At 50.2% G+C, this 23,082-nt stretch carries 21 protein-coding genes; 5 read left to right on the forward strand and 16 right to left on the reverse strand.

Translation table 11 applies throughout. The features are described 5' to 3' along the window. Together IBX50_RS07620 and IBX50_RS07625 are read left to right on the forward strand one after the other, a co-directional pair. Positions 1-1,318 (forward strand): ParM/StbA family protein (locus IBX50_RS07620; RefSeq protein WP_292254705.1); only part of this gene is annotated, 1,318 nt, incomplete at its 5' end. Between the two features lie 36 nt (positions 1,319-1,354). Next, positions 1,355-1,825, forward strand: coding sequence for a hypothetical protein (locus IBX50_RS07625; protein WP_292254707.1), 471 nt, complete (start codon positions 1,355-1,357; stop codon positions 1,823-1,825). Here the strand turns inward: IBX50_RS07625 and IBX50_RS07630 are convergent, their stop codons facing one another. The 15 genes from IBX50_RS07630 to IBX50_RS07700 all read right to left on the reverse strand — a co-directional run bounded on the left by IBX50_RS07630 (position 1,826) and on the right by IBX50_RS07700 (position 18,358). Continuing rightward, positions 1,826-2,995, reverse strand: a complete 1,170-nt coding sequence (locus tag IBX50_RS07630) for an ATPase, T2SS/T4P/T4SS family (protein WP_292254709.1) — start codon at positions 2,993-2,995, stop codon at positions 1,826-1,828. Positions 2,996-3,002: 7 nt separating this feature from the next. Further along, positions 3,003-3,875, reverse strand: a complete 873-nt coding sequence (locus IBX50_RS07635) for a type IV secretory system conjugative DNA transfer family protein (RefSeq protein WP_292254710.1) — start codon at positions 3,873-3,875, stop codon at positions 3,003-3,005. 31 nt (positions 3,876-3,906) lie between these two features. Further along, positions 3,907-5,298: a DotD/TraH family lipoprotein gene (locus IBX50_RS07640; RefSeq protein WP_292254711.1), complete on the reverse strand. Its 1,392-nt coding sequence runs from the start codon at positions 5,296-5,298 to the stop codon at positions 3,907-3,909. Positions 5,299-5,370: 72 nt separating this feature from the next. Beyond that, positions 5,371-5,904, reverse strand: a complete 534-nt coding sequence (locus IBX50_RS07645) for a hypothetical protein (RefSeq protein ID WP_292254713.1) — start codon at positions 5,902-5,904, stop codon at positions 5,371-5,373. Next, complete coding sequence (locus IBX50_RS07650) at positions 5,882-8,845, reverse strand: hypothetical protein (protein ID WP_292254714.1); 2,964 nt, start codon at positions 8,843-8,845, stop codon at positions 5,882-5,884. The genes IBX50_RS07645 and IBX50_RS07650 overlap by 23 nt, the downstream gene beginning before the upstream one ends. A gap of 2 nt (positions 8,846-8,847) precedes the next feature. Then, positions 8,848-10,305, reverse strand: coding sequence for a hypothetical protein (locus IBX50_RS07655; protein ID WP_292254716.1), 1,458 nt, complete (start codon positions 10,303-10,305; stop codon positions 8,848-8,850). A gap of 10 nt (positions 10,306-10,315) precedes the next feature. Continuing rightward, a complete protein-coding gene (locus tag IBX50_RS07660; protein ID WP_292254718.1) occupies positions 10,316-11,035 on the reverse strand; it encodes a hypothetical protein in 720 nt (239 codons plus the stop codon). 73 nt (positions 11,036-11,108) lie between these two features. Beyond that, positions 11,109-11,528 carry a hypothetical protein gene (locus tag IBX50_RS07665; protein WP_292254719.1) on the reverse strand — a complete coding sequence of 140 codons (420 nt, stop codon included), beginning with the start codon at positions 11,526-11,528 and terminating at the stop codon, positions 11,109-11,111. 103 nt (positions 11,529-11,631) lie between these two features. Further along, positions 11,632-12,078 (reverse strand): hypothetical protein, encoded by a 447-nt coding sequence (locus IBX50_RS07670; protein WP_292254720.1) that lies wholly within the window; start codon positions 12,076-12,078, stop codon positions 11,632-11,634. Between the two features lie 84 nt (positions 12,079-12,162). Then, complete coding sequence (locus IBX50_RS07675; protein WP_292254721.1) at positions 12,163-12,627, reverse strand: hypothetical protein; 465 nt, start codon at positions 12,625-12,627, stop codon at positions 12,163-12,165. A gap of 166 nt (positions 12,628-12,793) precedes the next feature. Then, positions 12,794-14,269, reverse strand: a complete 1,476-nt coding sequence (locus IBX50_RS07680; protein ID WP_292254723.1) for a hypothetical protein — start codon at positions 14,267-14,269, stop codon at positions 12,794-12,796. After that, positions 14,259-15,479, reverse strand: coding sequence for a DotH/IcmK family type IV secretion protein (locus IBX50_RS07685; RefSeq protein WP_292254725.1), 1,221 nt, complete (start codon positions 15,477-15,479; stop codon positions 14,259-14,261). The genes IBX50_RS07680 and IBX50_RS07685 overlap by 11 nt, the downstream gene beginning before the upstream one ends. Before the next feature lie 48 nt (positions 15,480-15,527). After that, positions 15,528-16,295, reverse strand: coding sequence for a DotI/IcmL family type IV secretion protein (locus tag IBX50_RS07690; protein WP_292254726.1), 768 nt, complete (start codon positions 16,293-16,295; stop codon positions 15,528-15,530). A gap of 107 nt (positions 16,296-16,402) precedes the next feature. Continuing rightward, the gene (locus IBX50_RS07695) at positions 16,403-16,996 is read right to left on the reverse strand and encodes a DUF6475 domain-containing protein (protein WP_292254727.1); all 594 of its coding nucleotides are present in this window, start codon (positions 16,994-16,996) and stop codon (positions 16,403-16,405) included. Between the two features lie 24 nt (positions 16,997-17,020). Further along, on the reverse strand, positions 17,021-18,358 hold the full coding sequence (locus IBX50_RS07700) for a hypothetical protein (protein ID WP_292254728.1): 1,338 nt from the start codon (positions 18,356-18,358) through the stop codon (positions 17,021-17,023). Between the two features lie 205 nt (positions 18,359-18,563). Between IBX50_RS07700 and IBX50_RS07705 the strand changes: the two genes are divergently transcribed. From IBX50_RS07705 to IBX50_RS07715, 3 genes are read left to right on the forward strand one after another with little or no spacing between them, the layout of a single operon-like run. After that, on the forward strand, positions 18,564-18,950 hold the full coding sequence (locus IBX50_RS07705) for a hypothetical protein (RefSeq protein WP_292254729.1): 387 nt from the start codon (positions 18,564-18,566) through the stop codon (positions 18,948-18,950). A 14-nt stretch (positions 18,951-18,964) separates the two neighbouring features. Then, positions 18,965-19,141, forward strand: a complete 177-nt coding sequence (locus IBX50_RS07710; protein ID WP_292254730.1) for a hypothetical protein — start codon at positions 18,965-18,967, stop codon at positions 19,139-19,141. Positions 19,142-19,201: 60 nt separating this feature from the next. Continuing rightward, the gene (locus tag IBX50_RS07715) at positions 19,202-20,311 is read left to right on the forward strand and encodes a hypothetical protein (RefSeq protein WP_292254731.1); all 1,110 of its coding nucleotides are present in this window, start codon (positions 19,202-19,204) and stop codon (positions 20,309-20,311) included. A 49-nt stretch (positions 20,312-20,360) separates the two neighbouring features. Here the strand turns inward: IBX50_RS07715 and IBX50_RS07720 are convergent, their stop codons facing one another. Then, positions 20,361-22,832: a hypothetical protein gene (locus IBX50_RS07720; RefSeq protein WP_292254732.1), complete on the reverse strand. Its 2,472-nt coding sequence runs from the start codon at positions 22,830-22,832 to the stop codon at positions 20,361-20,363. Between the last annotated feature and the right edge of the window lie 250 nt (positions 22,833-23,082).

Genomic DNA, 23,082 nt, shown 5'->3' on the forward strand with positions numbered 1-23,082 from the left:
CCTTAGAATTGTAGTTTTACGAATTTGGAAATCCTTAGGATTCGTAAATTACCAGCGAGCATCAAGAATCAATGACTTACGCCAGAAATTCGTAATCCTTAGGATTACAGTTTTACGAATATCGCAATCCTTAGGTATGGTATTTCTAAGAATTATCACTTCTAAGGATTTGAAATTTGGCAAATTACACAAACAGAATTGCCATCTCCCGCTCCATGCTGTAGCATACAGGTTATCCTGTTTAACAATAGTTGGATCAGGCACTCAGACTCCAATCATCTTCCTTGAGGGTAAAAAAATGTCTACAGAGAACACTGCATCTGGAACAACTGAAAAAAAAGAGCAGATCACCGAAGTGGCTGTCGGTCTTGATATTGGTCGCTCGGGCGTAAAGCTGGTCTTTAATGCCACAGACAGCCAAAACCCTCCTGAGGAAATTGTTTTTCCTCCTTGCGCAATGCCTGCATCCGTTCTGGCTGACGAAGCTGAGCGGCGTCGAGCAGCCCCGGATACAGTAATCATTGATGGTCAGTCCTGGTGGTTCGGTCAGACAGCCCAGATTCAATCCATGGGCGGTGCCGAGAAGTCTGGCAACTTTGCCAGTTGGGCGCACACAGAGGATTACAAGGCATTGACGCATGGCGCGTTAAAGCGTGTTCGAGACCGCTATCCAAAAGCAATCTTAAAGATTGCCTGCGCCCTGCCCTCCGAATCTACCAGCAAGGATCGCGACGCTGTTGTGGATATGACTCGTGAAGTGGCCGGCAGTCACTGCAAAGTGACCTGCCAGGTTCAACCCGAAGGCATCTTCTTTCAGCATGTGGCAAACAACCCTGCGCTGTCCGAGTCCGGTGTGAATGTGCTGGTTATTGATGTGGGTCGTTACTCGACTGACTTCGCTGTGATCAGTGGTGGATCACCCGTGCGCAACGCATATCGCTCCGTTCCTGGTGTTGCGCGTGCAACCGACATCCTTTGGGATCGCCTCATGGCGAAGCCTGAGTTTGGGTCAACCAAGCGCCCCTCTATTGAGCGCTTGGAAACAGCCCTCATGGAACACTCCATCACCTTGAGCGCTCGCAAGTATGAGCTTGAAGATTCACGCAAAGCGGTCAACAGCTTGGCTCAGGAGATCTTGCGCGCCACAAAAGAAGTGATCGACAAGATGACTGGTGGTATTGACCACATCTTGCTGGCCGGTGGTGGTGCACCTCTGGTATCACCCATTTTCCAAGAGGTCTACGGCATCGAAAAGTCCAGCTCGAGCCGCTTTATTGTTGCGAAGGGTCTCTTTCAGCGGGCCTGCTATATCAACTAAGCCAGCCTTTGCGCTATACAAATTAAGGAGTTCTCTATGGAAGTTCCAGTCAAGCATAATTTACGAAACGGGACGGCTGTGTGGATTAACACTGGTACGTTCAGTGAAATTATTGATGCAGAATCACTCAGCGATATGTTTCGCAATGCCGGCGGTCCCAATGCTTTACGCAGCCTTGCATCCTTCTGCATCCTGCTGCCAATGATCAATAACGGCATTGGCATCAGTCCCGAATATCGCTCTATCATCAACCGACTCAATAAGTTGGCTGGTGAGCATCCAGAGTGGTTTCACGAAGACCTGTGGATTCAAGCTTTTCAGCAGATCCTTGATGGCCTGACCTCTCACGCAGACGGTGATGACAAGCCCACGCTGGATGCCCCGGCACAGGTCAGCCAGCCAAAGCCAACGATACCACCAAATCCATCTGTGCAACCGGCTTCTGAGGGTGCATCATTTAGCCTTAATCAAAAAGATGCACTTAAAAGTACCTTTGATAAGTTCTAATTACAGGTAGTCCAAAGCCCGGCACTCCTTCGCAGTGCTGGGTTTTTTTGTTTCCTCAGTGGTCAATCCTACCGCCTGAAGCAGCGTTTCATTCTTTTTTTTATTACTAGATTGAATCTGGTTTTCCCAATCATCCTTGTGGGTGCAGCCGTGCTCTTTGACCAGTCTTCCAATCAGTTTGTGTGTTGAGGATGGATTCTGCGCCACCTGCTCCACCAGATCCCCGCGTTCACCGCAATAATCGAAATCCAAGTATTCTTGAATTGGCATCAGTCGGCCATCAGGCATGCGTTCTAATGTTTGATAAACTGCATACAGGATTGATCCGCTCAGCTCCGCCATGGCCATGCGCTGATTATCAGGGAAGAAGTCGGTCCACCGCTGAAAAATCTCAGGCACGGAGCTGGTATGCATGGTTGCAAAAACAGTGTGACCCGTTCTTGCAGCCGCAATGGCTGCTCTGGCTGTTTCCGGGTCGCGGATCTCACCAATCAGTATATGTGTAGGTCTCATTCGCATAGCGTTTCTGACCCCGGAGGCGAAGTTAGAACAGCTCTTGCCTACTTCAGCCTGCGTGATGGCTGCAGAAATGCTGGCGCTCTTATAAAACACGTATTCCACAGGAGACTCTACTGTGTATAAATGCGCATGTGAGTCTCTATGGCAAACAATATCATTCAGCAGGCCAGACAGAAGACTGGTTTTACCTGAACCGGTCGGGCCGTTGACAAGGATAAGTCCGGGTCGTCTGGATCGGGTCATCTCAAGCAGTCCTGGCGGTAAACGCAGGCGCTCTAAAGGCCAGGGGTCTGATTCGATACGACGCATAACCACGGAAAGATTCATCCCTCGGCGCGATGCATCGCGCACCATTGCCACACGAAAGCGCTCGCCAGTTTTGGATACATAAGATGAATCCTTCGGATCTCCTGATGAAAGCGCATTATCATAAAGACCAGAATCATTATCCCCAATGATGGTCAGGAGCGCCCTCACTTCAGCCTCCTGCAGTGGGCGATCCGTCAGCGGAATAATCCGCTTTGACAGCATCACCCGAATCGGCTGTCCTGTTTGCAGAAAAATATCCGAACTGTCCGGATAGGCATAGAGAATTTCCTCTAAATCTTCCGCTGTTGTTTTGCGCTCGTTGGATAGCCGGATGTCGCTCACGGAAACCTCACGGGATTAATGGGGCGGATGGGTTTTGCAGATCGACCAAATCAGACAATCCAAGAGGCGGCATTTCCTTCCAGGCTTCCATTGATAAAGCTCGCCACTGCTCAGTGTCTGGCACTAAATACGCTGGCTGGGTTATTACTGTGTGCTTCACTCCAACCTGCATTTCTCGGCTCGATGTGCCTCCGCCCTGCACATGATCTGTAGCTGTGATGACTCTGGGTGGCTCGATCATTCCGGAGAGCCACAATAGCCGGAACAGCTGCATTCCCATGAAATCGCGCTGCAATTCGTGAATCGCAACATCCATGGCAGCGCGACCCGTGCGTACACCTTCTATCCAGCCGTCACGAACACCTGTGCGCCAAAGGTTGGGGTGAAGCTCAATCAAAGTATTTAACCGGCGAGAAGGCAGTTCCGGCTCCGGTGCATCTAGGTTAAGGTAGTCCCTCCACGACGGGTTGCGCTCAATCAGCATGGCATCCTGCACTGTTCTGAATACCCTGGCGCTCATTTGACGCTCATTCTGTCGATAACTAACCAGCCTCTCGGTCATTACAATAACCGGTGGCAAAAGCCCTTCAGGAAGCACCAGGTTAGTGAAAGAAAAGGTCTGGTCTAACTGATTACCAAACTGATTGATCTCGTTGTACAGTCGCTCCACTTCTTTCTTGTAGCCGCTAGTGGCACCAGTGCGAACGCCAGCCTGATAGACAGCACGCTGCTCTGCATTCATTTCAGAGGGTAGAGTGCTTTCACCCTGGTTGGCTCGATAATCAAAGACTTGTGAGGGAATGACCCCCACCTCCGTATCCATCGGCTGATGCTTGCCCGCACATCCGGTTGCCCCAAGCAAGCTTAGGGCTAGAACCATGGCTGTCAGCTTATTCGTGTTTCCGGCCATCTCAAACCCCCAGCCTGGCGCGTACTACATACGCATCAGCAAACCCCATCTTGCGGATGGCTACCATCAGATTTTGTGCTTGCTCACGCCGTGGTAACTGCCCAACACGCACGCCATAATGTTTTCCAAACTTGAACACAAAAGCCGGATAACCTTTACTCCTCAGATCCTCTGCAACCTGTAGCGCTTTTGCCGGATCGGTGTGGCTGATGGTTTGTACGCCATACCCGCGAGGATCAGATTGAATGGGTGGCAACGCAGGCCTGCGAGATACAGTGCGAATTGATTGAAATCCATCTGGATGGCTTGAAGTAATGCCTTGCTCAGCTTCATCCATGATCGTTCGCGGTGCAACCAGCCTTGATCGCCAACCGTTGCCTTCGCCATTTTCTGGATCAGCACTTGCCGCTGCTGGCGCTTCACGCACCGGATGTTGCGCTGCCTGTTGAGGGCGGCTGACTGGTGGCGTAAATGAAATCTCTCCGGCAATACCAAAGCTCATCAAATACTGCTGTAGTGTACTGGCAACGGCCTGATTAACTGCAAGTAAGCGTATTCGGTGCATACCAGAATCAACCCAGGCAGCTGCATCTATGCTTCGCTCTTGCAACCATGTCAGCATAGCTCTGGCATCCGCCTGGTTATCATAAGCACCCAATTCAACACCCCAGCCAGAGTGATCCTTGTTGTACATCATGTGCGTTGGATCAACCGGGGTGGGGCTCATCTGGGATTGAGTGGATGGACGCGATGGCTGCAAGGGTGTTGCCACTGACCTTGACTCGGCAAATCTTGGATCAGGCATCGCCTGAACTGTTGGCCGCTCCCCTTGCTGAATCAATGTTCGATTTTGATCCAGGTGACTGCGCGTCAGTCGGACTTGCTGATCAACCCCGGTGCTGTTCCGATAGTCAACCACCAGCTGTTCGTTGCGAAGATCCACCAAGAGCGGCCATGGAATCTGAGAGCCAAGTTCAGTGATATGCTGATGCACCGGCTTGGCATCGCGCAAATGAACATGCGGCTTCATGCCTCCGATCACCGGCTCACCAAAAGAGGTGACCCGCCAACCTAAGTCATTGGCAAGGCGGGTCAGCGCCTCATCCATTGGCCCGTAGAAATCCAGTCGCACTGTCTGGCGCATGTAGTCGGGCAAATGACGTGTATCTTGTTGATTCTTGACGCTCTCAGCGCTTTGCTGGCCGACTTCACGCGCCATGATGCTAGAAATTTGCATCTGCGCTCGCGCTGCTTGTTCGCTGGCCTGTAATAATCGCTCAGGAATTTGTGCTGGCTGCGCCACTGCCTGCCCCGAGACAATCATTCCGCAGGCACAGGCCAAGGCTGCGACCTTAAATAGACTTAAGCCGGATTTTAACTTTGAATTGATCATGGGTTAGCCTGTAGAGTTCTTTTCATTCTCTGATTCTACCAGCCTGATAATTCAAGCCGGTAGCAGGCGGGATTACTGGTTTTTTGAGTCTTGGGTGGGCAGGATTTCTTTTTTTGCTTCTTGTTTGTACCCGGCGATCTGGTGGATAGGCTCCTTAACTGTTCCAAATGTCGCCAATCGCCAGTCGTAAAGCTCAAGCCATTTGTCGACATTAGCTTTGATATGCATTGTTTTTCGAGTGGTGCGACTCGATGGATGTTTGCAGCACCATTCAAAGTAATTTTTTCGAGCCTTTGACTCCTCTTCAAGAAGCAGTGACAGCAACAATGATGCCGGCAAAAAACCAAGTAAACGAAACTGCAGCTCATCGCTTAAATAGCGAATCATGGACTGCATCTCTTGGAAGTGAAGGTTCAGCCAAGCCAGCGTTACGTCCCCATGGCCATGGGTAATTAATCCCAAAAGGGTCTGAGGAATATCCGACACCAGATCCCGATGCAGGTCAGGCAGCTCTTGCCCTGCACCTGCATGAATTTGCTTTTCTAGAGGCAAAAAAGGATTCACCCTCTTCAGCAGCTTGCTCTTATCCTCTGGATCGGTACCCATTGACCACCTCATCAACGATATTTTCAGTCACTCTTGCTTCGGAAAACTCACCATTACTTTCATCAATACGCTTGTCAATCTCTGCTCTGGCTGATCCAGTTGGGTACATCCCGGCCAAGGCCTTCACTGCCCGCTCTGGATCACCTAGACGCTCGATCACCTCCTGCATAACGGTGGCATCCTGGGCTTCAGAAGGTGCTGCCCATAGCTCAGCTGCAGATGGACTAATGATGATGGTCTGCTCGATGCGTCCAAGCTTGGTTTCCGCAAGCATTAGGACTGTCGCACCCTTGCCAGGCACAGGTCCTCTTACACGATCCTCTAGTGCCTTCATGCCAAAATCTGTTATACCAAACAATTCCTTTAGGCGTTCGCGACCCTTAGTGGATTTGCTGCCCTGAATGATAACCATAGACCACATACCATCGTTTTTTAGCTCGGAGGGCATGTGCTCTATGGTTTGACTGCCGAGCACCATCCGCACACGGTACTTGCGGATCTCCCGATTATCCCTCATCAGCGTTTTCATAATGCGGGAGTCATCAGGATCGCCGCTAGGCGATGCCTGGGCAGGGCGGTGAAGCTCATCATAGAACAGCCACTTATCGGTGCTGCGAAGGTTTTTTAATCGCCGGCGATGATAGGATCTGTATTTCTCCGGCAGCCCCTCCATGACAGCTACGGTGTCAGGATCCATAAACCATCCCTTCACCAGCGCAAAGCGTGCCAAGGCATAAAAAACCTCTGTATGCCGCTTGCTCGAAGCCACGTTCTGAAGATCAATGGCGATCATTTTTGCAGAACTGAAATTCAGCTTGGTGCTCCCACCCAGGTTGCGGTACTGATTATTCTGCGCAGAGAGTTTTGTGCGCAAATACTCAATCAATGGCATATTACCTTGAACAGTAATATGTCCAAACTGGTTGCGTATCGCTTCACTATCCTTCAAGTAGGTTGCAAGGTTGTTCCAAATCGGCATGGCTTGCTGGTGCGCAAGTTCCGCCTCATAGAGCATATCGCGGTCAAAAAAGAAGTCTCTTACATCCCTCCAGGTGCTCCCTTCTTTTACTTCAAACCCCTGCTCGATCAGTGCCTTATCAATCTCCGGCACCACTTTTGAGAAGTAGATTTCAGGGTTTATCTCTGCTGCATACCTGTAGGACTCCCTGACCAATAGCGGGATGATGTCGGATACAAAATCCGGGAGATGGCCATCATCATCCTGTATCAGCAGCTCAATGAAATCACAGATACCTGACATTTCATCTGGGGGCGGGTAATCCGCCCCTAAAGGGGTGTCCAGTATATTGATGGCATCTCTGGGCGAATTGCTCAGCTGATAGTGCACAATCTCATGCTGGCGCGACTTAGGCAGTAAACTCTTGAAATAGGTAAACGGGCCTTTTGATGTGTACCCTATATCCAAATAACGAACTTCTGGCAAGGCATCCATACCAGGGCGCAGCAAGGCACCATTAAACAATTGCGTGGTCATGGTGCCTGATTTACCCGATCCGGGCGGCCCTAGAAGAATGTAAGTGTGAAAATCCTGTAAGCTCGATCCTGTCTCAATAGGATACGCCTTATCATCCTCGGTTCGACACAGCATTACTGCGTTCTGCCAAGGGGATTCTGTACGCTCTAGCGGTAGGATCTGCGACAGCATTTGTGAAGGCATAAAGATTTCTGTGCCAGTCAGCTTTGCGCCGGGGAGTGTCTGAGCAACGGCCTGATCCACGCCCTCGCAGATGATTTGCGCCTTCGCGTTACCCATGGTGGAAAAAGCAGACTCAATCAATGTCATCTGGGATCGCAGCCTTTTCTCATCTTCCGCCCAGGTGGTTAGCATCATGCGCATCGGTGCAAATACGACCCCAGCTTTCGCCAGATCAGCAACTGTTTTGGCTGTTCTGGCAATTTTCATATTCTGAATTGGATTGATCAGTGCGGTCATCAATCCGAGTGCGCGACGAAGACCGATGGATGAGGCCTTGCCTTGACCCGAAGAAAACTGAATAGAGGCACGAAACGGAATATTTCGAGGGATGCCGTTTAAGAACTGGTTGTAATTGGTGGGTGTACTCGGCATGCTCACCAATCGCATAGCACCATAATAGCGCTCCCCGATAATGCAGTAGTCATCACGGACAGGATCAAAATACACCGGTATATCCATAATTTGATCTTGCAGCGATGGCAACAGGAGGTGGCGGTGATCAATTTTTGGCAAAGGCCGCGTTGCATCAAAGGACATGCCAGCCATGGTTGGCATGTCCCCAGGCAGCCGGAAAGATGCCGGATCAACCGGTTTTCCCTTCCACATACTGGCAATAACACTGGCTGCTTGACGTGCATCGAGTCGCGCTGAGCGAATGTTTAGGCGCTCCTTCATGACCGTCAACCAGTTGTTGAGCATGGCTTCATGCGCCTGATCTAGCGCTGAGCTAACGATCCCTGACTGCGCCTCTTTTGTTTGGTGCATTTTCCAGAGAATATCACCGTCTCCCTTTCCTGAAGGCAATGAGCCCCACATGCTCTCAAGAACCAGGAAGGTTTCTTCAATGGTCAGGGAGTCTTTTAGTCGCTCTTCCCTGGAGTCGAGAATAAAGCCGAGATTTAACCCCATGCGCTCTAATGACTTTCGTGTCGCTTGGTGTTTTGAGCGCAGGTAGCGCTCCATGCCTTGGGAGTCCTGCTGATAAATCAGTGTAGCTCGATGACCTTTGCTGGCTCCCCAGGATGAGAGCATATCCTCAAGCTTACGCATGGAGTATTCGCGCTCCTGACCATCCTGTGGTCGCAGCGCACCAAGAATGCGAATGACGCTTATACGACAGCCTTCACTGGTGTAAAGATGATCGCCATAACCAGATGAAATGCGCAGCAATTTTGATACATCTTGATCAAAAACCGTATTTCCAACAGACTCAAAAAATCCCATAATTAAGCCTCTTGATCGTCAAGTTCTTCATCCGGATCAAGCCCTGCCTCAATCCGAGCGCAGATGACATCGCTGATTTTATCAGCAGCCCGCTCCATTTCATCATCACTGCCACTCATTGCCTGATCAAACAGGGTTAGCAGCTCTGGTGCGCCAATAACAGCAGACCTGAGTGGTGACTCATTGCAAATGCCCAGCAATCGCTCTAAAAGCTCACCATTGACTTCTAGTGGCACTGGAACATATAAGTGATGACGCATGCCAAATCGCATCAATGACTCTAAGGCAGACTCATGACCGACAGTATCTGAAGGGATTTTAATGCTTATTTTGCCGCTGCCAAATCCGTTGATCTCCACGTCATCCATAACTGAAAGCTCGCGAACCCGCTCGTAAATCCACAGTCGCTCTAGTATGGACAACCAAAACCCAAAAGCGGGATGCATTTTTCGCGCTCGTACCGCTATATCCAGCGCCAAAGAGCCTTGGAAAGCCTCATTTTTAGTCGGAGGAAAAGGATCAGAAAGAGCCTTTACCGGGCCAATAAAGTAATGCAGGATCTGGAAATCCTGAACCCCTTTATCCATTGCAGCCAGTTCAGGGCCGGTCAGATACATGCGCGGCTGGCCGGTTTCTTCGGTACCCGGCAGGCGAACAGCGCCCTCTGCCTCACCAGAAATACGCTCAGTGATCCTGACCCGGACAACAATATCCTGGTCAGCACTACGCAGGTTCAGCAGATCGTTGATACTGATCTCATCATCATCCTCCACGTCATGGCGAGCCCAGTCACCGACTGGCACCTTGGCTGCCAATAGGTATCGACCCAAAACATATCGATCCCCTTGAAGATTGATGAATGTCTTGCGAGTTGCACTGCGAACCGTGTGAACAGACACCCATGACGCGGCACCGGTGCTGGCTAGATCACCGGCAACATCCTCAGGAAAAGACGGTTTGTTACTACCCCAGCCTTTGGTAAGGGTCTGGCAAAGGCTTTCCCACGGATTGCGTTCACGATAATCATATCCTGCGGTGACCAGCGCATCGGAAAGGGAGCGGCGAATCACTGGCGCAAGGATTTTCCAGTGCGCTGTATTGTTGGGGTTTCCGCCTAGCTCTTTAATCAAGGCAATCAGTCGTATGCGGAAGTGCCCTTCATTAACCAACCCGTCATGCAGAGCTCTCCATACCTCATCCTTGCGAAACTCATTAAACTCAATATTCGATACATACCGAGTATCCGAAGCCAGCGTCGATGGATCAGAAATCATTCGGCCACCAGGTGTTTCATCATCAAAAACCAGCGCCTGATCCGCCACCTTGTCCACAAAGCAGACAATGCCGATAGGCTGCACCACACCTTTGCGCGACCGGCTTGACTCTGCTGTCTTGGCGAACGAGGCGCGGTGTTTGGCTTTATCTGCCGCTGTGTTAGCTGCATCTGTATTCTGATCCATGGGAATCTCCTTAAATCTTGACGTAGCGCAGATATAAATTACGCTCAAGCGTGGTGTTCAGCACTCGATTCGACCAAGCAGGCTCATTGGCCTCAATGATTTGGGCGTTCGCATGCATGCTCAGCGCAGGTAGTGCGGTATTTTTTTTAAGTTGCGGGGACTTGTTGTACTCATCCACTGGGAAAGCAAGACGGATGCCATTGCTGTATAACTCTCGGCGAAGATCCTCGTAGTCCTCCGGGCTCTCCCTGAGAATGTACTGCATCTGCATTGGAAGGCTTGAATACACCTCATCGGTCAGGATGCTGCGCGCACGCTCCTTGCCCTCGCTAAGGAGTGCATGAATTTCCGCGCTGCCAGGATAGCGCTTCTGAAGCTGGGTTTGAGCACGAGCCATCCGGCTGATAGCTACTTGGGGGAAATCCCACGCCACCAATACCGCTCCACATTGCAGGGCATACCAAAGATGGTGAGTCATGTGGCAAAAATGACATGCAGTCACCAGATTGGATTCTTTATTGTTTCTGTGATCGCAGTCTTTATGATGCACCTCCTGAAACAGGTGGCGCACAGAATAATAACCGCAAAACTGGCATGTCCAGTTGTCACGCTCGAGTATTCTGGGGCGCATGCGCTGAAACTCAGCCTCACACTTCTCAAGCTGACTGTTTTCAAGGCGGCTCAAGCCGGGAGGGCTGACACCCAAAAGGAGTTTGATTTCTTCGCTCACAAGGCTCTCACTGGAACACATGTACAGGAAAGCATCGGGGCAAGCTTATGAAGACTCACCCCGATGCTGTTGATCACCAGCCTGCGCCACCTGCAGATTCTGTAACGGTTAGCGCATCCCACATGCCAGTCATAACAACACCGGCACCCATCAGGATTGGCCCCAGAATCACTGCACCAGCAACATACGCCCACGGGTTTTCCATGCGCTGAACCGACTGAGCTCCACGCAGCACCTGCACTGCGGTGTAGATGCCAAACCCAGTTAACAGAAAGCCCAGGAAGCTAAAGATCATGCCAAGTAACATTTCCACGTTCTGCAGCAGGAAAGCCAGATTTGAAATCAGCGTTAACGGATTAAATGCCGGGCCCCCTTCCTGCGCGTGAGCAGAACCCGCCATCATGATCAAAACGCCGAATGCAAGCGTCTTTTCCTTGGTTGTGGCTATGGTTGCTGCAAAACCACGATGAGCTGCATTAAGTTTAGTCTTCATTGTGTTAGCACCTATTGAGATTATCCTGAATCAAGAAAACAGCCAGAAAAACATTTGTTGCGTTTTCAAGAACAGAATATCCCATAAAGCAAAGGGTGCGATTTCAACCCCGAGCGCTGCTCAAATATGTCCAGACACCACCTAGCACCGTCTCTGCTTCAAAGGTTAAGACTGATACCACAAGGATTAGCAGGTTTTTTGAAAGAGCCTTTCCCTTGCCTCCGCGCACCTCGCCAGCAGAGCCTTGGCCGGCCAACACTAGCGCGGTGTCATAGAGTGTCAGGCCAAATGTCATAAAGGCCATTACACGCAAAACCAAATAAACAAACTGCTTGTAAACGTCAGCGGTTGAGCCGCTAGATCTGGCTGCCTCGACATTGGCGGCAAATTCATTCCATGCGCGCCCCTGAAACTCCTGAGGGAATGTGGAAAAACTTGAGACAGCGAGATCTAAGCTGCCTGATAGCGCTGATGACGTGGAAGCCAAAGCAAGGGCAATCAGGTGCCAAGAATTCAAAAGTAGAGAATAGGGTATTTGAAGATGATCCATACTGACCTCAGCATAAACAGTAAGGTCAGTATGGCGGATTTAATCGAGGGTGCGATTTCAGGCAAGCAATTGCGGAATGCGGAATCATTGCCAGGGGAGTTTAGGCGCTTTCAATAAGCGCAGTTTCTGCTCTTTATACCAGTCTATAAAGAACTTGCCGGCAAAAGAAGGTGTGCACGGATCCATCGTTTCCACTGCGTGTCGGGTAAATGCAATCAAGTAATTCTTGGGGTTGTCTTCACCCTTGAGAGTCTCCTTGATAGCCCTAATGTCAAATGCATTGAGTTTGACGATCTCATCAGTCATGCTCAAAGCTTTATCCGGGGTGTCGCTTGTCACAAAGGCAAGCATGGCTACCTCCGGCATGATGCTTGGAGCCAGCTGTTGTAGCACCAGATCGCAGCAACCCACATTGCCGTGACCACACCACCAAACCAGACCGCTGGGGCCCTCGCGGGCTCTCGCTACAATACTGGCAGGCTTCCGAATTCCATTGTTGGACTTAATGCCCTGCTGATACTCGGCATCCATTGTGTACAGCGTACCCATAACCATTTCTCCAAAGTGGTTTTTACCTGCGGTCAATTTTATTTGATTGCAGACTTTATACAGGTAGTCCTAGTAACGAAATCATTCTAAGCAAAACATCCAAAAATAGGAAGCTTCCCCTCCAAAAGAATAACTGAAATACTGTTATTTTTTGTGTGCTTACGTATCAGCGCCTCACCGAAAGATCAACCTCTACGCGACCGAGCCAGCGTATGCCGATCACACCTTGATCCTTGGTGATCTGGATCGGCATATTGGCATAGCGCGTCACAGGGTCAGATAGCGCATCGAGGGCACCATCAGTAGCCTCTTCTTTGGCGATGCTCGAAAAACTGCGACCGCCTTCGACGACTGAGGTGTTTTGATTATCGCCCCACCCCTGGGTGGTTACTGTTTGTGTGTCTTTTTGACGCTGATAGGTTGCGCCCACCTTGGCCACGGCAAACAAAACAGGAACGCCGTATCGCTGAAACGCACGGTAGTTGACGCGCCCAGAAACACAGGTTTGACCCGTCTTGTGGTCTGCAGCTGCAGCCTTAATGTCAATCTCGCGTCCGCGCCACTGGGCTGTGTGGAAATCGATCAGGATGCATTCGCCCTCAATGCTATGAGTGCCCAACAGCCTGGCACCTTGAAGAGTACCCTCAAGCACCTCAACCACAACCATTGCAGAGGGCACATCAGAATCAACCCTGCCCTCTAGCCAAGCCGTTGTTAGATCACCTGCTTGCTGGAGGGTGATGACGCGAGATTCATTTTCTTGCGCGGCAACCTCATCATCGAACGCAAAGCCGGTGCCCCTGGCGGGCATGGCTTTTATTGGTTTTGCTTCTGTGTCAGTTGTCAAGACAGCAGAATTTTTCCCGGTGGCATGATAAACCGCAGGAGGAATCCCTGATGCGTCACTCGTGCCGCCTCTCATCTGCTGAGTTAGCCGTGCAAAAGCCTGTGCTTTTAATGCTGCTTCGGTTTGTGCATGAGCAGCAGCTGGATCAAAACTCGGAGCATTAGGCGTATTTGCTGGCACCGACCCATTCTGGTGCGGATTAGGCTTAGCCTCAGGTCTCGCGGCTGGATTCCTCCCGGCCTCGGAAGGAACGGGCATCCGACTACTGAGGGCACCTCTCTCAGCTATCTGGTTGCGACTTCTTTCCATGTCCGCACGCTGCTGCCTTGCTTGTTCTGCCGCTTGCTGTTTTGCTGCCGCCTCACGCTCTGCGGCTTGGCGGTCGATGTCGCTAAACAGGTTTGAAGGTCTGTCTGAGCCCGATTGACTAGGAGCAGGCGGCTCTGCATCTTGAAAGCGTGCCACGGAATCGCCCGCTTGCACCTTTTCAGCCAGCCTCTTGCGCTCTTCTTCTCGCCGCTGGCGCTCAAAGGCGTCTTGCAGGCGAGAGTCTGTAAATTCCCCTGTTCCTGCATCATTAAGCGCAACAGTAGATCGCTGGGCTGATGCTGCAGGCTTGTCACCACCAGAAAAGATATAAAACACCAGCACCACAAAAACCAAGAAAACGGCAGTTAATATCTTTAAGATTCGAGCGCTGCGTTTTTTTCCAGCGCCACCAGGCTTTGCTTTTTCAGTATTTGCATCCCCAGCAGCAGGCTGATCCGGCAGTAAAATATCATTATCAGTGGACATGAGACAGCCTCCGATCCATGCGTACAATTAAGTGATGCTGGCGACCATTGGCGGCTACACTGATAACTCGCGGCGGAGCAGACTTCATGCGAATGGCTCGGTAACCATTAATTGATGAGACTGTCTGGCTTTCAATGGCAATGTTTTGCGGGGTTGCATGAACGGGCAGCCTGAGGTACCAAAAGCCGGTTCCTTCATCTACAAATAGCGCTGCATGAACACCTCCTTCAAGCTGCACTTGATGTATGCCATCATCGGGTGATGGCATTAACGTCCCTGTAACAACCTCCATCAGCATCTGATCGCCTCTGCGTCTCAGATCAGGGCTAGCATATCGGTCTGCCGTTACAACAGCCTGCTCAAGACGACTCACCCAGCCTAGGCGCAGCTCGTTCAGAAGAACCACCTCGGTCTCTCCGTCTGCCGGGACTGTGCGAATAGTGATATTGACAGGGATTCGACTGTCCGCTGTAAGCACAGTTAACGCAGTAGAGCGCATTGGCTTGAGCGCGTGAATGCGCAATCCATCCACGGCCGATTGATCTCCTTTCATGCCCTTGATTTCTCGAACCTCAACCACCGAACCTGCACCTAAGTCGTGGTAACTGATGGACAATGGATCGCCAAACTGATCAGCCAGCATCAGTGTTGACGGAAAATCCCTCATCACCAGAATATCAATGGTCTGGCCTGGCTCCACCATGCGTATTTCACTGCGCGTTGGCGGAGGAGCTGGGTTGTTTCGCGCAGCTTCATACTCTGTAAACATTTCTCGGAAGCGTCGGATTTCCTCTGGGGTCAGTCCATCACCTAACTGCTGCCTGACAGCTTGGTCAAAACCTCCAGCAGCCAAACCCTGTATCAATAGCTGGTCAGCCTCCTGCAGCTGGCCAGAGCTAGATGCGCTGCGTCTTTGCTGGTTGGAGCCTGCAGCACCGCTGTTGCGACCAGCATTGCTTGCTGTGTCGGCCTGCATTCTGCGTTGCTGCCGCTGCTCAAACTCTTGGCGAAGCCTTTCCACTTCAGGGTCAGCCGCGATTTGTGTACCAGGAGCAGGCATTACCATTGCATTCGATGCAGAAGGCACAGGTGTGCGCTCATTGATGCTGGATGTTGCGGCCAGATTTTGCGCTTGCAAAACCAGGCTCTGGGAATCCAGTAAATCCGGCTGCTGCCCATAAGCAATCACAGGGGTAAGCAGACAAGCCATTAGGACTAAGGAAGCCCGCTTTTTTAAGATTCTTTCTGGCAACATGGATCAGCGCCTCTGATTGTTTTGAGTTGAGCCCTGGTCGCCCTGCTCCAGGATGACTCGTGCTTGTTCCGGGGTTAGCAGCTGAACATTGTCGATCAGCAACCCTCTAACGTGCGCATGCGGCGGAACCCGAGCCAAAGTAAATCGGGCAACCGCTGTCTTGTAGCGGATACCCTGTGGGCCATCAAGTCGAATTCTGATTGGCATGTGATACGCCCAAACATAAACATTGAGCCGAGAACTAATGCCTTCACCAAAGACGGTTGGATTACCTTCTGGGATAAGAGTCGCAATCTCATGGCGGTCTTGCATCTCTTTGATAATCCCTGATTGCGACAGGGCATTCATTAGCGCCACCCGACCCGCCGTAGTCATGTACTCCGGTGCGATCCGATCAAAATGCTCACCCACTTTCAGGTATGAAAAATCGAAAAGATCAATGAATGCCCTGGATACAAACTGAGAGCGCGACTGCGCTGATCGATTAGGCTCCGTCAGAGGCTCTACCTCAATGGCTACACCGTCTTCGGTCAGATAAAAGTATTTAATGGCCGGCGCTCTGGACCACCCCGCACCAGCAGCAATAATACTCATAAACAGGGCGGCTGATAGGATGGTGATCATCAGGCTTTTTAGCTGACTGTTGCGAAGCACTGCGACGTAACGCTCCGACATCGTCTGGCCAAGCATTACTGCCTGTGAAACCGTTTCACGGTGTTCAGCTATATCTTTTTCAAGCTGCTGATCTTCAAGATTTGCTGTGCTGGGCATAAGGCAACCTGTATTTGGATTTCATGCCTTCATATTACTGAAAAACATTAGAGCTGCGATTGCAGCTCTAATGTTTTGTGGGGGATTTAAAATATGGGGGGTGATTTTCAGCGTTGCTGCAATCTGTTCGTTGATCCAGCCTGACACCCAGAAAGCAGACCGGCAGTCTGCGATGAGCGCTGTAACAGCTGTTGTGTAAGTCTTGACTGGGTCAAGGCCTTATAACGATGAAGAAATTCCTTGCGAACAAAGGTTTGTAATTCAACTGAGTCACGCAGAGCAACATGCCTCCATCCGCCGAGGTCATTGATCACTTGCGGGATGGTTTGGTCATGGAAGCATGGCATGGGGCCGGCCGGAGATTCGTGCTTTAGTGCCATACACAGCGATTCCCATGCACGGTATTCGTCTTCTTGGTGTTGGCCGCTTAGCCTGGATGCTTCAGCTAGCTCACGGATTTCAGCCAGTTTTGGCATCCAGCGAGATGACAACAGGTGTGCACTAAAAGCCTGGTCAATAATCTCTGGGGGATAGTCACACAAGCCCGCAGTGAAGTTCTGAACCTCATGCGCCATGGCATTAAAATTGTCGCTTGTTACTCGCTGAGCTGGGTCGGCCTTGCCGCGATAGTGAGCCCAAAGGCGATTTAACCAGCCAACAATCACTTCTGCTCTCTGCGTTTGTTCGTTTTTGCTATTCATTGTTCGTATCCGTATAGGCTGTAATTAATGATGCTTCAGGCCGAGCGCAACCTGCAGCAGTCCTTGTGTAGCCATATCCTGGGTGATGCTCATGGCGCTGCAGGTTGCATCCTGTAGGTTCCGCTGCAAAATATCTGCTTTAAGTAGAATGTTGAGGGTCATCTTTGACCCCTGCCCTGCATATCGACCTGTACCTGTATGCCATTCATTCACCGCAGCGGATTGGAAGCTCTGCCGTATCTGATCTTTGCTGTATCCCATCTGCAAAGCCTGAATGATCATCTGTCGCTGCCCTTGGTCGGGGTGGGTTGCCGGGCTGTCGGATATTGCCGCCCATTCCTTAAAAACATCAGCAATATCAGAGTCCATTCCATCTAGATATTCAGCTCCTTGACCCACCCCGGCTCCTTGCAGTATTGATCGAGCACTCAAGAGCTGCTGAAGTCGGTCGGCAGACATCAGAAAACCTAATGTCATCCGGCTTTCATGACCTGCAAACCATGGGTCTTGTGAGGCTTTTTGTATGGCAAGAGTCAGCTGGCTTGCTGTATAGCCATTTTTCAGTGGTGCCAGTATTTTCTGGATCTGACCAGCATCTGGATGCTGTGCAGGATTGTTCGTGACGGCTCTCCAGGCATAAAAAACCTGCTTTACTGTCTCTATGTCACCAGCGCCAATTGACGATGCCGATGTATCTACAGGGCTTGATCTGCTCAAGAAGTTTCGCAAATACATATTAAGCCCTGCGACTGTTTTTCTGCGATGCCCAGGCAAGGCGTTATTGATTTGAATCGCCTTTGCTATTTGAGATTGAACGCTCAGGGTTGAAAATTCCTTTTGAAGCTTATCAATGAAAGAGTCACCAATCAAAACAGTCTCGCCAGACCGGCTGACAAACTCCAAATCCTTCAGTCGTGTCACTTCACGGTCAAACGTAGGCATCTGCTTGATGCCCTCTGCTGTCATAACACAGGTGCCCGTTGGGAGCTTTTTTGCGTAATGCTGATACACCTTCTGAACCGCTGCTGGCTCCATCCCGAGCGCTGCATAACCGGTGATCAAACGATTGATCTCCTCTCTGGCCTGTACTGATTTTTCTTGATTGAGGTGCGGATACACCTCATTAATGTAAAAATCCATCAGCTTTGTTGAGTAGAAGTACATCCTGCCTCTCGACAAGGTGAGCGTTATCAATCCGCGCTGCTCCAATAATTGAGGGTAGCTCCCCAAAAGATCCGCATGGTCGCTCAGGACACCAAACCCATAAGGGTAAGCCAGTATCAGAACACTCATTGAAGGAATATCCTGTCTTGGTGTGCCTGTCAGTCGAATCAATTTCTGCATAATCTGAGTGCTTAACATAAAAAGTCCTTGAGCTGTGGTTGTTGTGCCTTAAACCTGCATGCTAGCCAAAAAACTGAGGGTTGCAGGTTATCCGATTTAGATATAGATTAACCTGTATAGAGATTAGCAGCAACAGCGTCAGCCGGTGTCGGGACGACTAAAGAGTCAAGGACAAAATTCATGGCTATAAAGAGAAACAACCCGTTATCTGGAGTGATTAACCATGAATTTAAAGCCGCAGTCTGACCGTCCAGACATTGATTACGAACATTGCCAGACACTGGCATTAGCGCTCATCAATCGCGCTGTAATGGATCTAAACAGCCCAGACAGTAAGATTCGTCAGGATGCAGAGATGTTTCTGGAGCCCGGCAGCGCCATGCTCCACTACTATGTGAGCATGATTGCGAATGAGTCCAGTGCTGAATATTTGATTGATATGCTTCGTGAACACAGCCAGCCTGGATCGACTGATGCTGAAATTGTGAAGCAGCGTACTCAATTCGGAAACCGATTGGCACAGCTGATTAATGCTGGGCCTGCTGTTTTTGATCCTAATGCTGGCAATCCTACGTCAACACAGTCAGAAAGCGCCACCTTTAACCTTTAAAGAAGGAAGTGAAAATGAGCCAACCCAACTTTAATGAAATGATCAGCCACCCAGCGCTGAGTGCCAGCGACAAGGTGATCTTGAATCTGTATGTTCGGATGGATAATCCAGAGCATGACGGCCAGGTATTTGAACCTGAGCTGTCAACCATCCTGCGCAAAATGCGCACCCCAAATCCAGCGGTACTCTAATCATCCCTCCCCTTGCCGCTGACCCTGTGCCAGCGGCTTTTTTCTTTTTAGAGATCCCTGATGGACACCCTACAAACAGACCTTTTTGCTGACGATCTGCTGACCGATGATCATTCATCCTCTGCATTGGAAGGTTACGCCATTGCTGAGGATGAGGAAATACAGTCCGTCTACCGCACAATTACCAGCCAGTGGTCACCAACGAATACATCTAATCAACCCCTGGTGATCGAGCATCCTCTACCTTCATGCGGTGACGACTCTCGATTTTTACCCTGGGTTTTGGCTCGATCATGCATCTTCACCTCGCTGGCTGACAAAGATTTTGCCAGTCTTGCAAAGCGCTCAAAAGACAAAAGTATCACCTTCCTGGATGCCAAAACCATTGCTGCAGGAAAGGATAAGGAGGGAGGAGCAGCTCTGATGCGGCCTTGGCGCTTCGAAAGTGAAGTGGCTTTATGGGGCAATGGCAGCATTCGAGCCACAGGCCCTGTGCTTGGGCAAACCGAACTGAAGGTGTTAATGCATCTGTTGTGGCTAGGTCGAGCGAACGGGCAACCGGGTGATAGTGACTTTACATCACATCCGGATGAAGGCTACATCCGCTTTAGTCTGAATCAATTATGCGGCATGCTCGGGAAGCAAAAAAGCTTCAAAGATCGGCAGCGGATCAAAGAAGCCATGTACTGCATGACCAAGGTATCATTAAACATCGTGCACAACGGCAACCGGTTTAATGGAGCGCTGATCAGTGAATTCCTTCAGCACTCTGATCAGGATCGCTGCATCATCAAAGTCCCTAAAAGTATTGCCAAGCTATTCATGCCGGTACAAGCGGCAGATGCAGAATCACCCGTCAGCCCAGCCGTAACAAAATCGCAGGCTGGCAGCTACTCCAAAATACCAACCCGCTACCTGAATACAGTGCGTTCAGCTCGAGCCAGCTGGCTAATTAACTTTTTGATCAGTCATGATTTAGAGCGGTTCAATATGTTCAGTGAAAGCCAGCTGCTTGAATCCATGGGGCTTAAAATGGATGAACTCTCACCCAAGGCCAAAAGGGATATCCGGCATCGTTTAAAAAAGGATTTCACAGACCTGATTAAGATTGGCGTAATAAAGCAGTATAAGTACGATGTTGTAAATGAGCGATTCCAGGTTTATCCCTGACCTGACCAAAAAAACCTCCAAAAGGAGGTTTTTTTGAATTAAGCGTAAATCAGCGCTGATCCGTCCTGCATGTAAATCGCTGCCACTCGTAGCCAGCCTCACCGTCAAACCTGAATCCGTAGCGCAAATTACCTTCCAGGTCGCGGTAGGTATAAGTGGTAGGCCTCATGGACTCAGCATATACGTGCATGACCGCACCCTCAGGTAGATTCTCCATAAGTCGCTCCTGCTCTGCATCAATCTGTTCTGGGGTCATTCCTTCATAGCTTACGACTTGGGCTGCTGACTCTGCGTCATTACCTCCAACTGGGAAAGCAATGGCTCGGATCATTTGTCCTTCATAATACAGCGGATAAATCTGATCATCATTCTGATGATAGCTCACAGGTCTTCCGATATGAGCAAACGGATTGCTGTTGGCTGTGCTTGTTTTATAACCGGTCATTTTGGTGACCAGGTGCCTTGGATTGTCGTACAGCATAAAGAGCCCTGACACTGCATCGGGAGTCCCTCCTAAAGCAGTCTTGGTATTGGCTCGATCAAGACACCAGAAAACAGCGCTACGGGGTGTGTTGCGCTCCCCAGAAGACAAAGGGAGCGCAATGTCTTCTTCAGCATTCCAGCTTAGCCCATATTCATCGGTGTTATCTACCATGGATGTGATTGCATCGCGAGCATTTACCCAGGTTTTATGCGCCGGATCTTCAAAAATAGAAGCATAAGCCGAGGCAAGTGCCAATTCTGCGTTACCTAGTGCATCAAACCCTTGTCCTGCGTAATACATGACCTTTTGATGCCCTGCCCCGCTGCGCATTGCGCTTAATGCATCAGTCAGAGGCACCTTTGCGGGATCCTGAATAAGCAAATCGTAGGCAGCCAGAGATACAGTTAAGCCGAAGCGCGTTGCCTCAGTCATGGTGTCTTTAACGGCCTGATCAATAAGATCAAGATAAAAAGCCGTTTGAGGCGAAGGAGGATTTTCTTCAATGTTCCTGCGTAGTGTGTTTATCTCACGGAAATCACTTGGCCTGTAATTCAGTAAAATCTCGAATAGCTTAGGCTCAACCCAATTCATCGGGATCCCCGAAATACCCTCCAATAGAATCTGCAAATACCCATTGTTACGCAGCTCATTCAGCTTTTGATTGAGCATGAATACACGAATTTTCTCAATTTCCCTTCGGCTCACACGGCGATTTGGTTGAGAGCTGTTGCTGTTTATTTGGCTGATCAAGTTGCGTCTAGCGGCGCGTTCGCTGCTCATACTGGTGTTCTGGGCTGCAAGGAAATCCTGCTCAAGCAAAGACTGATCAAGAAGCCTTGAGAAGTCGGCGATCTGCGCCATAATGACCTCAATTTGCCCTGCGCAAGAAGCAATCTCACGGTTTTCCAGGGATATGGCTTGATTTACAGCATCGCCCCCTCGCTGCAAGGCGGGAATGGTCAACGATCGAACCATGGAGGAGTAATCTGCTGCGCTTGTCAGCAAATGCAGATTTTGAGAAAACTTTTCATGACTGGCAATCGTGCCGAGAAGCGGGTGCTGCAAAGTGAGATTGGCAAAATCAACCAGACGTGTCAGCGCGCCAGAATGCTCAAACAGATCTCCGCCAAACGAATAGCGATCAACGACCTGATCAAGGCTTGATGATGCTCTGCCTGTTTTGACACTGTCAGCTTCAGCTAAGAGGATCATGCTGAGCTGATCGCGGAGCGTGAGCCGACCTTGCATGGCGCTTTCTGCTAAACTCAGATGCCAGCCATTCAGGGTGGCCGTTCTTTCGCGAAGCGCTTGCAGTAATTGATTTTCACGGATCAAGCGCGCTCGGCTCTGACTCTCAGGCATATGATGGAGATCGAGAGCATTCACCCTGTCAATTAGATCAAAAAGCTCAGCATCAAACAGGTCAGATGATCTGCCGATCAGCTGATCCATTGCCAGAGCCAGCTCGCCCGATCTCTGATAGCCTTGATGCAGCTTGCGAATAAAATCGGAGCGCGTTTTTAGCCCGTGATCATACAATGCCTCAAGATCCATCGCAGCCATGTGCGCCTCTGCACCTTGAACATAGCGATCAATATCGATCTGGCAGGCAATATTGTCAGGCATTTGATCTTTGAGCAGCAAGGAGGCACGAGAAGGCATTTGGCGAACCATAGAAACAGCCAGCTGATGGAGTTGACTGGCATAACGAACCTCATGACGCCTGGCAATGATGCCACGTTGACTCCAGTCCAAAGCCAGCGGAGCAAAAGATTCCCGCCACCGAGTATCGAGGGCTTGTATCTTCAGCCCAGAGTCCAGTGTGTTTTTAATCCCGCTAGAAGAGCCTGAAGCTACAGCAGCCGGTGAGCCAGCAGCTAGCGCAAAACCCAATGCCAAAAGACTAGCTGATAGCGCAGAAGGCTTGAATTTTTTGGTTTGTTGCTCTTTAGGCATTGCTTGACCCCTGCACTCCAGTTTTTTGCTATACGAGATAACTTGTTCGCATTCTAGCATCAGAATGCTGGCTTGAGGCATTCTTTCATCACGCGGAGCTCACTGCAACCGCTTAGTCATTTTCACTCACTCGCGCCTTATCCTTGGGTTTAATATCCTTATATCCTTGGTTTTATCCTTATATCCTTAAGGGCTCCGCAAGCCCTGCACTGCAAGGGCTACAGAGGTGGCGCGTCGCTGAAAATCACCCCCTTTGTCGCTGAAAATCACCCCCCTGCGTCGCTGAAAATCACCCCCTTTGTCGCTGAAAATCACCCCCCTGCGTCGCTGA

This window comes from Marinospirillum sp. (assembly GCF_014859565.1).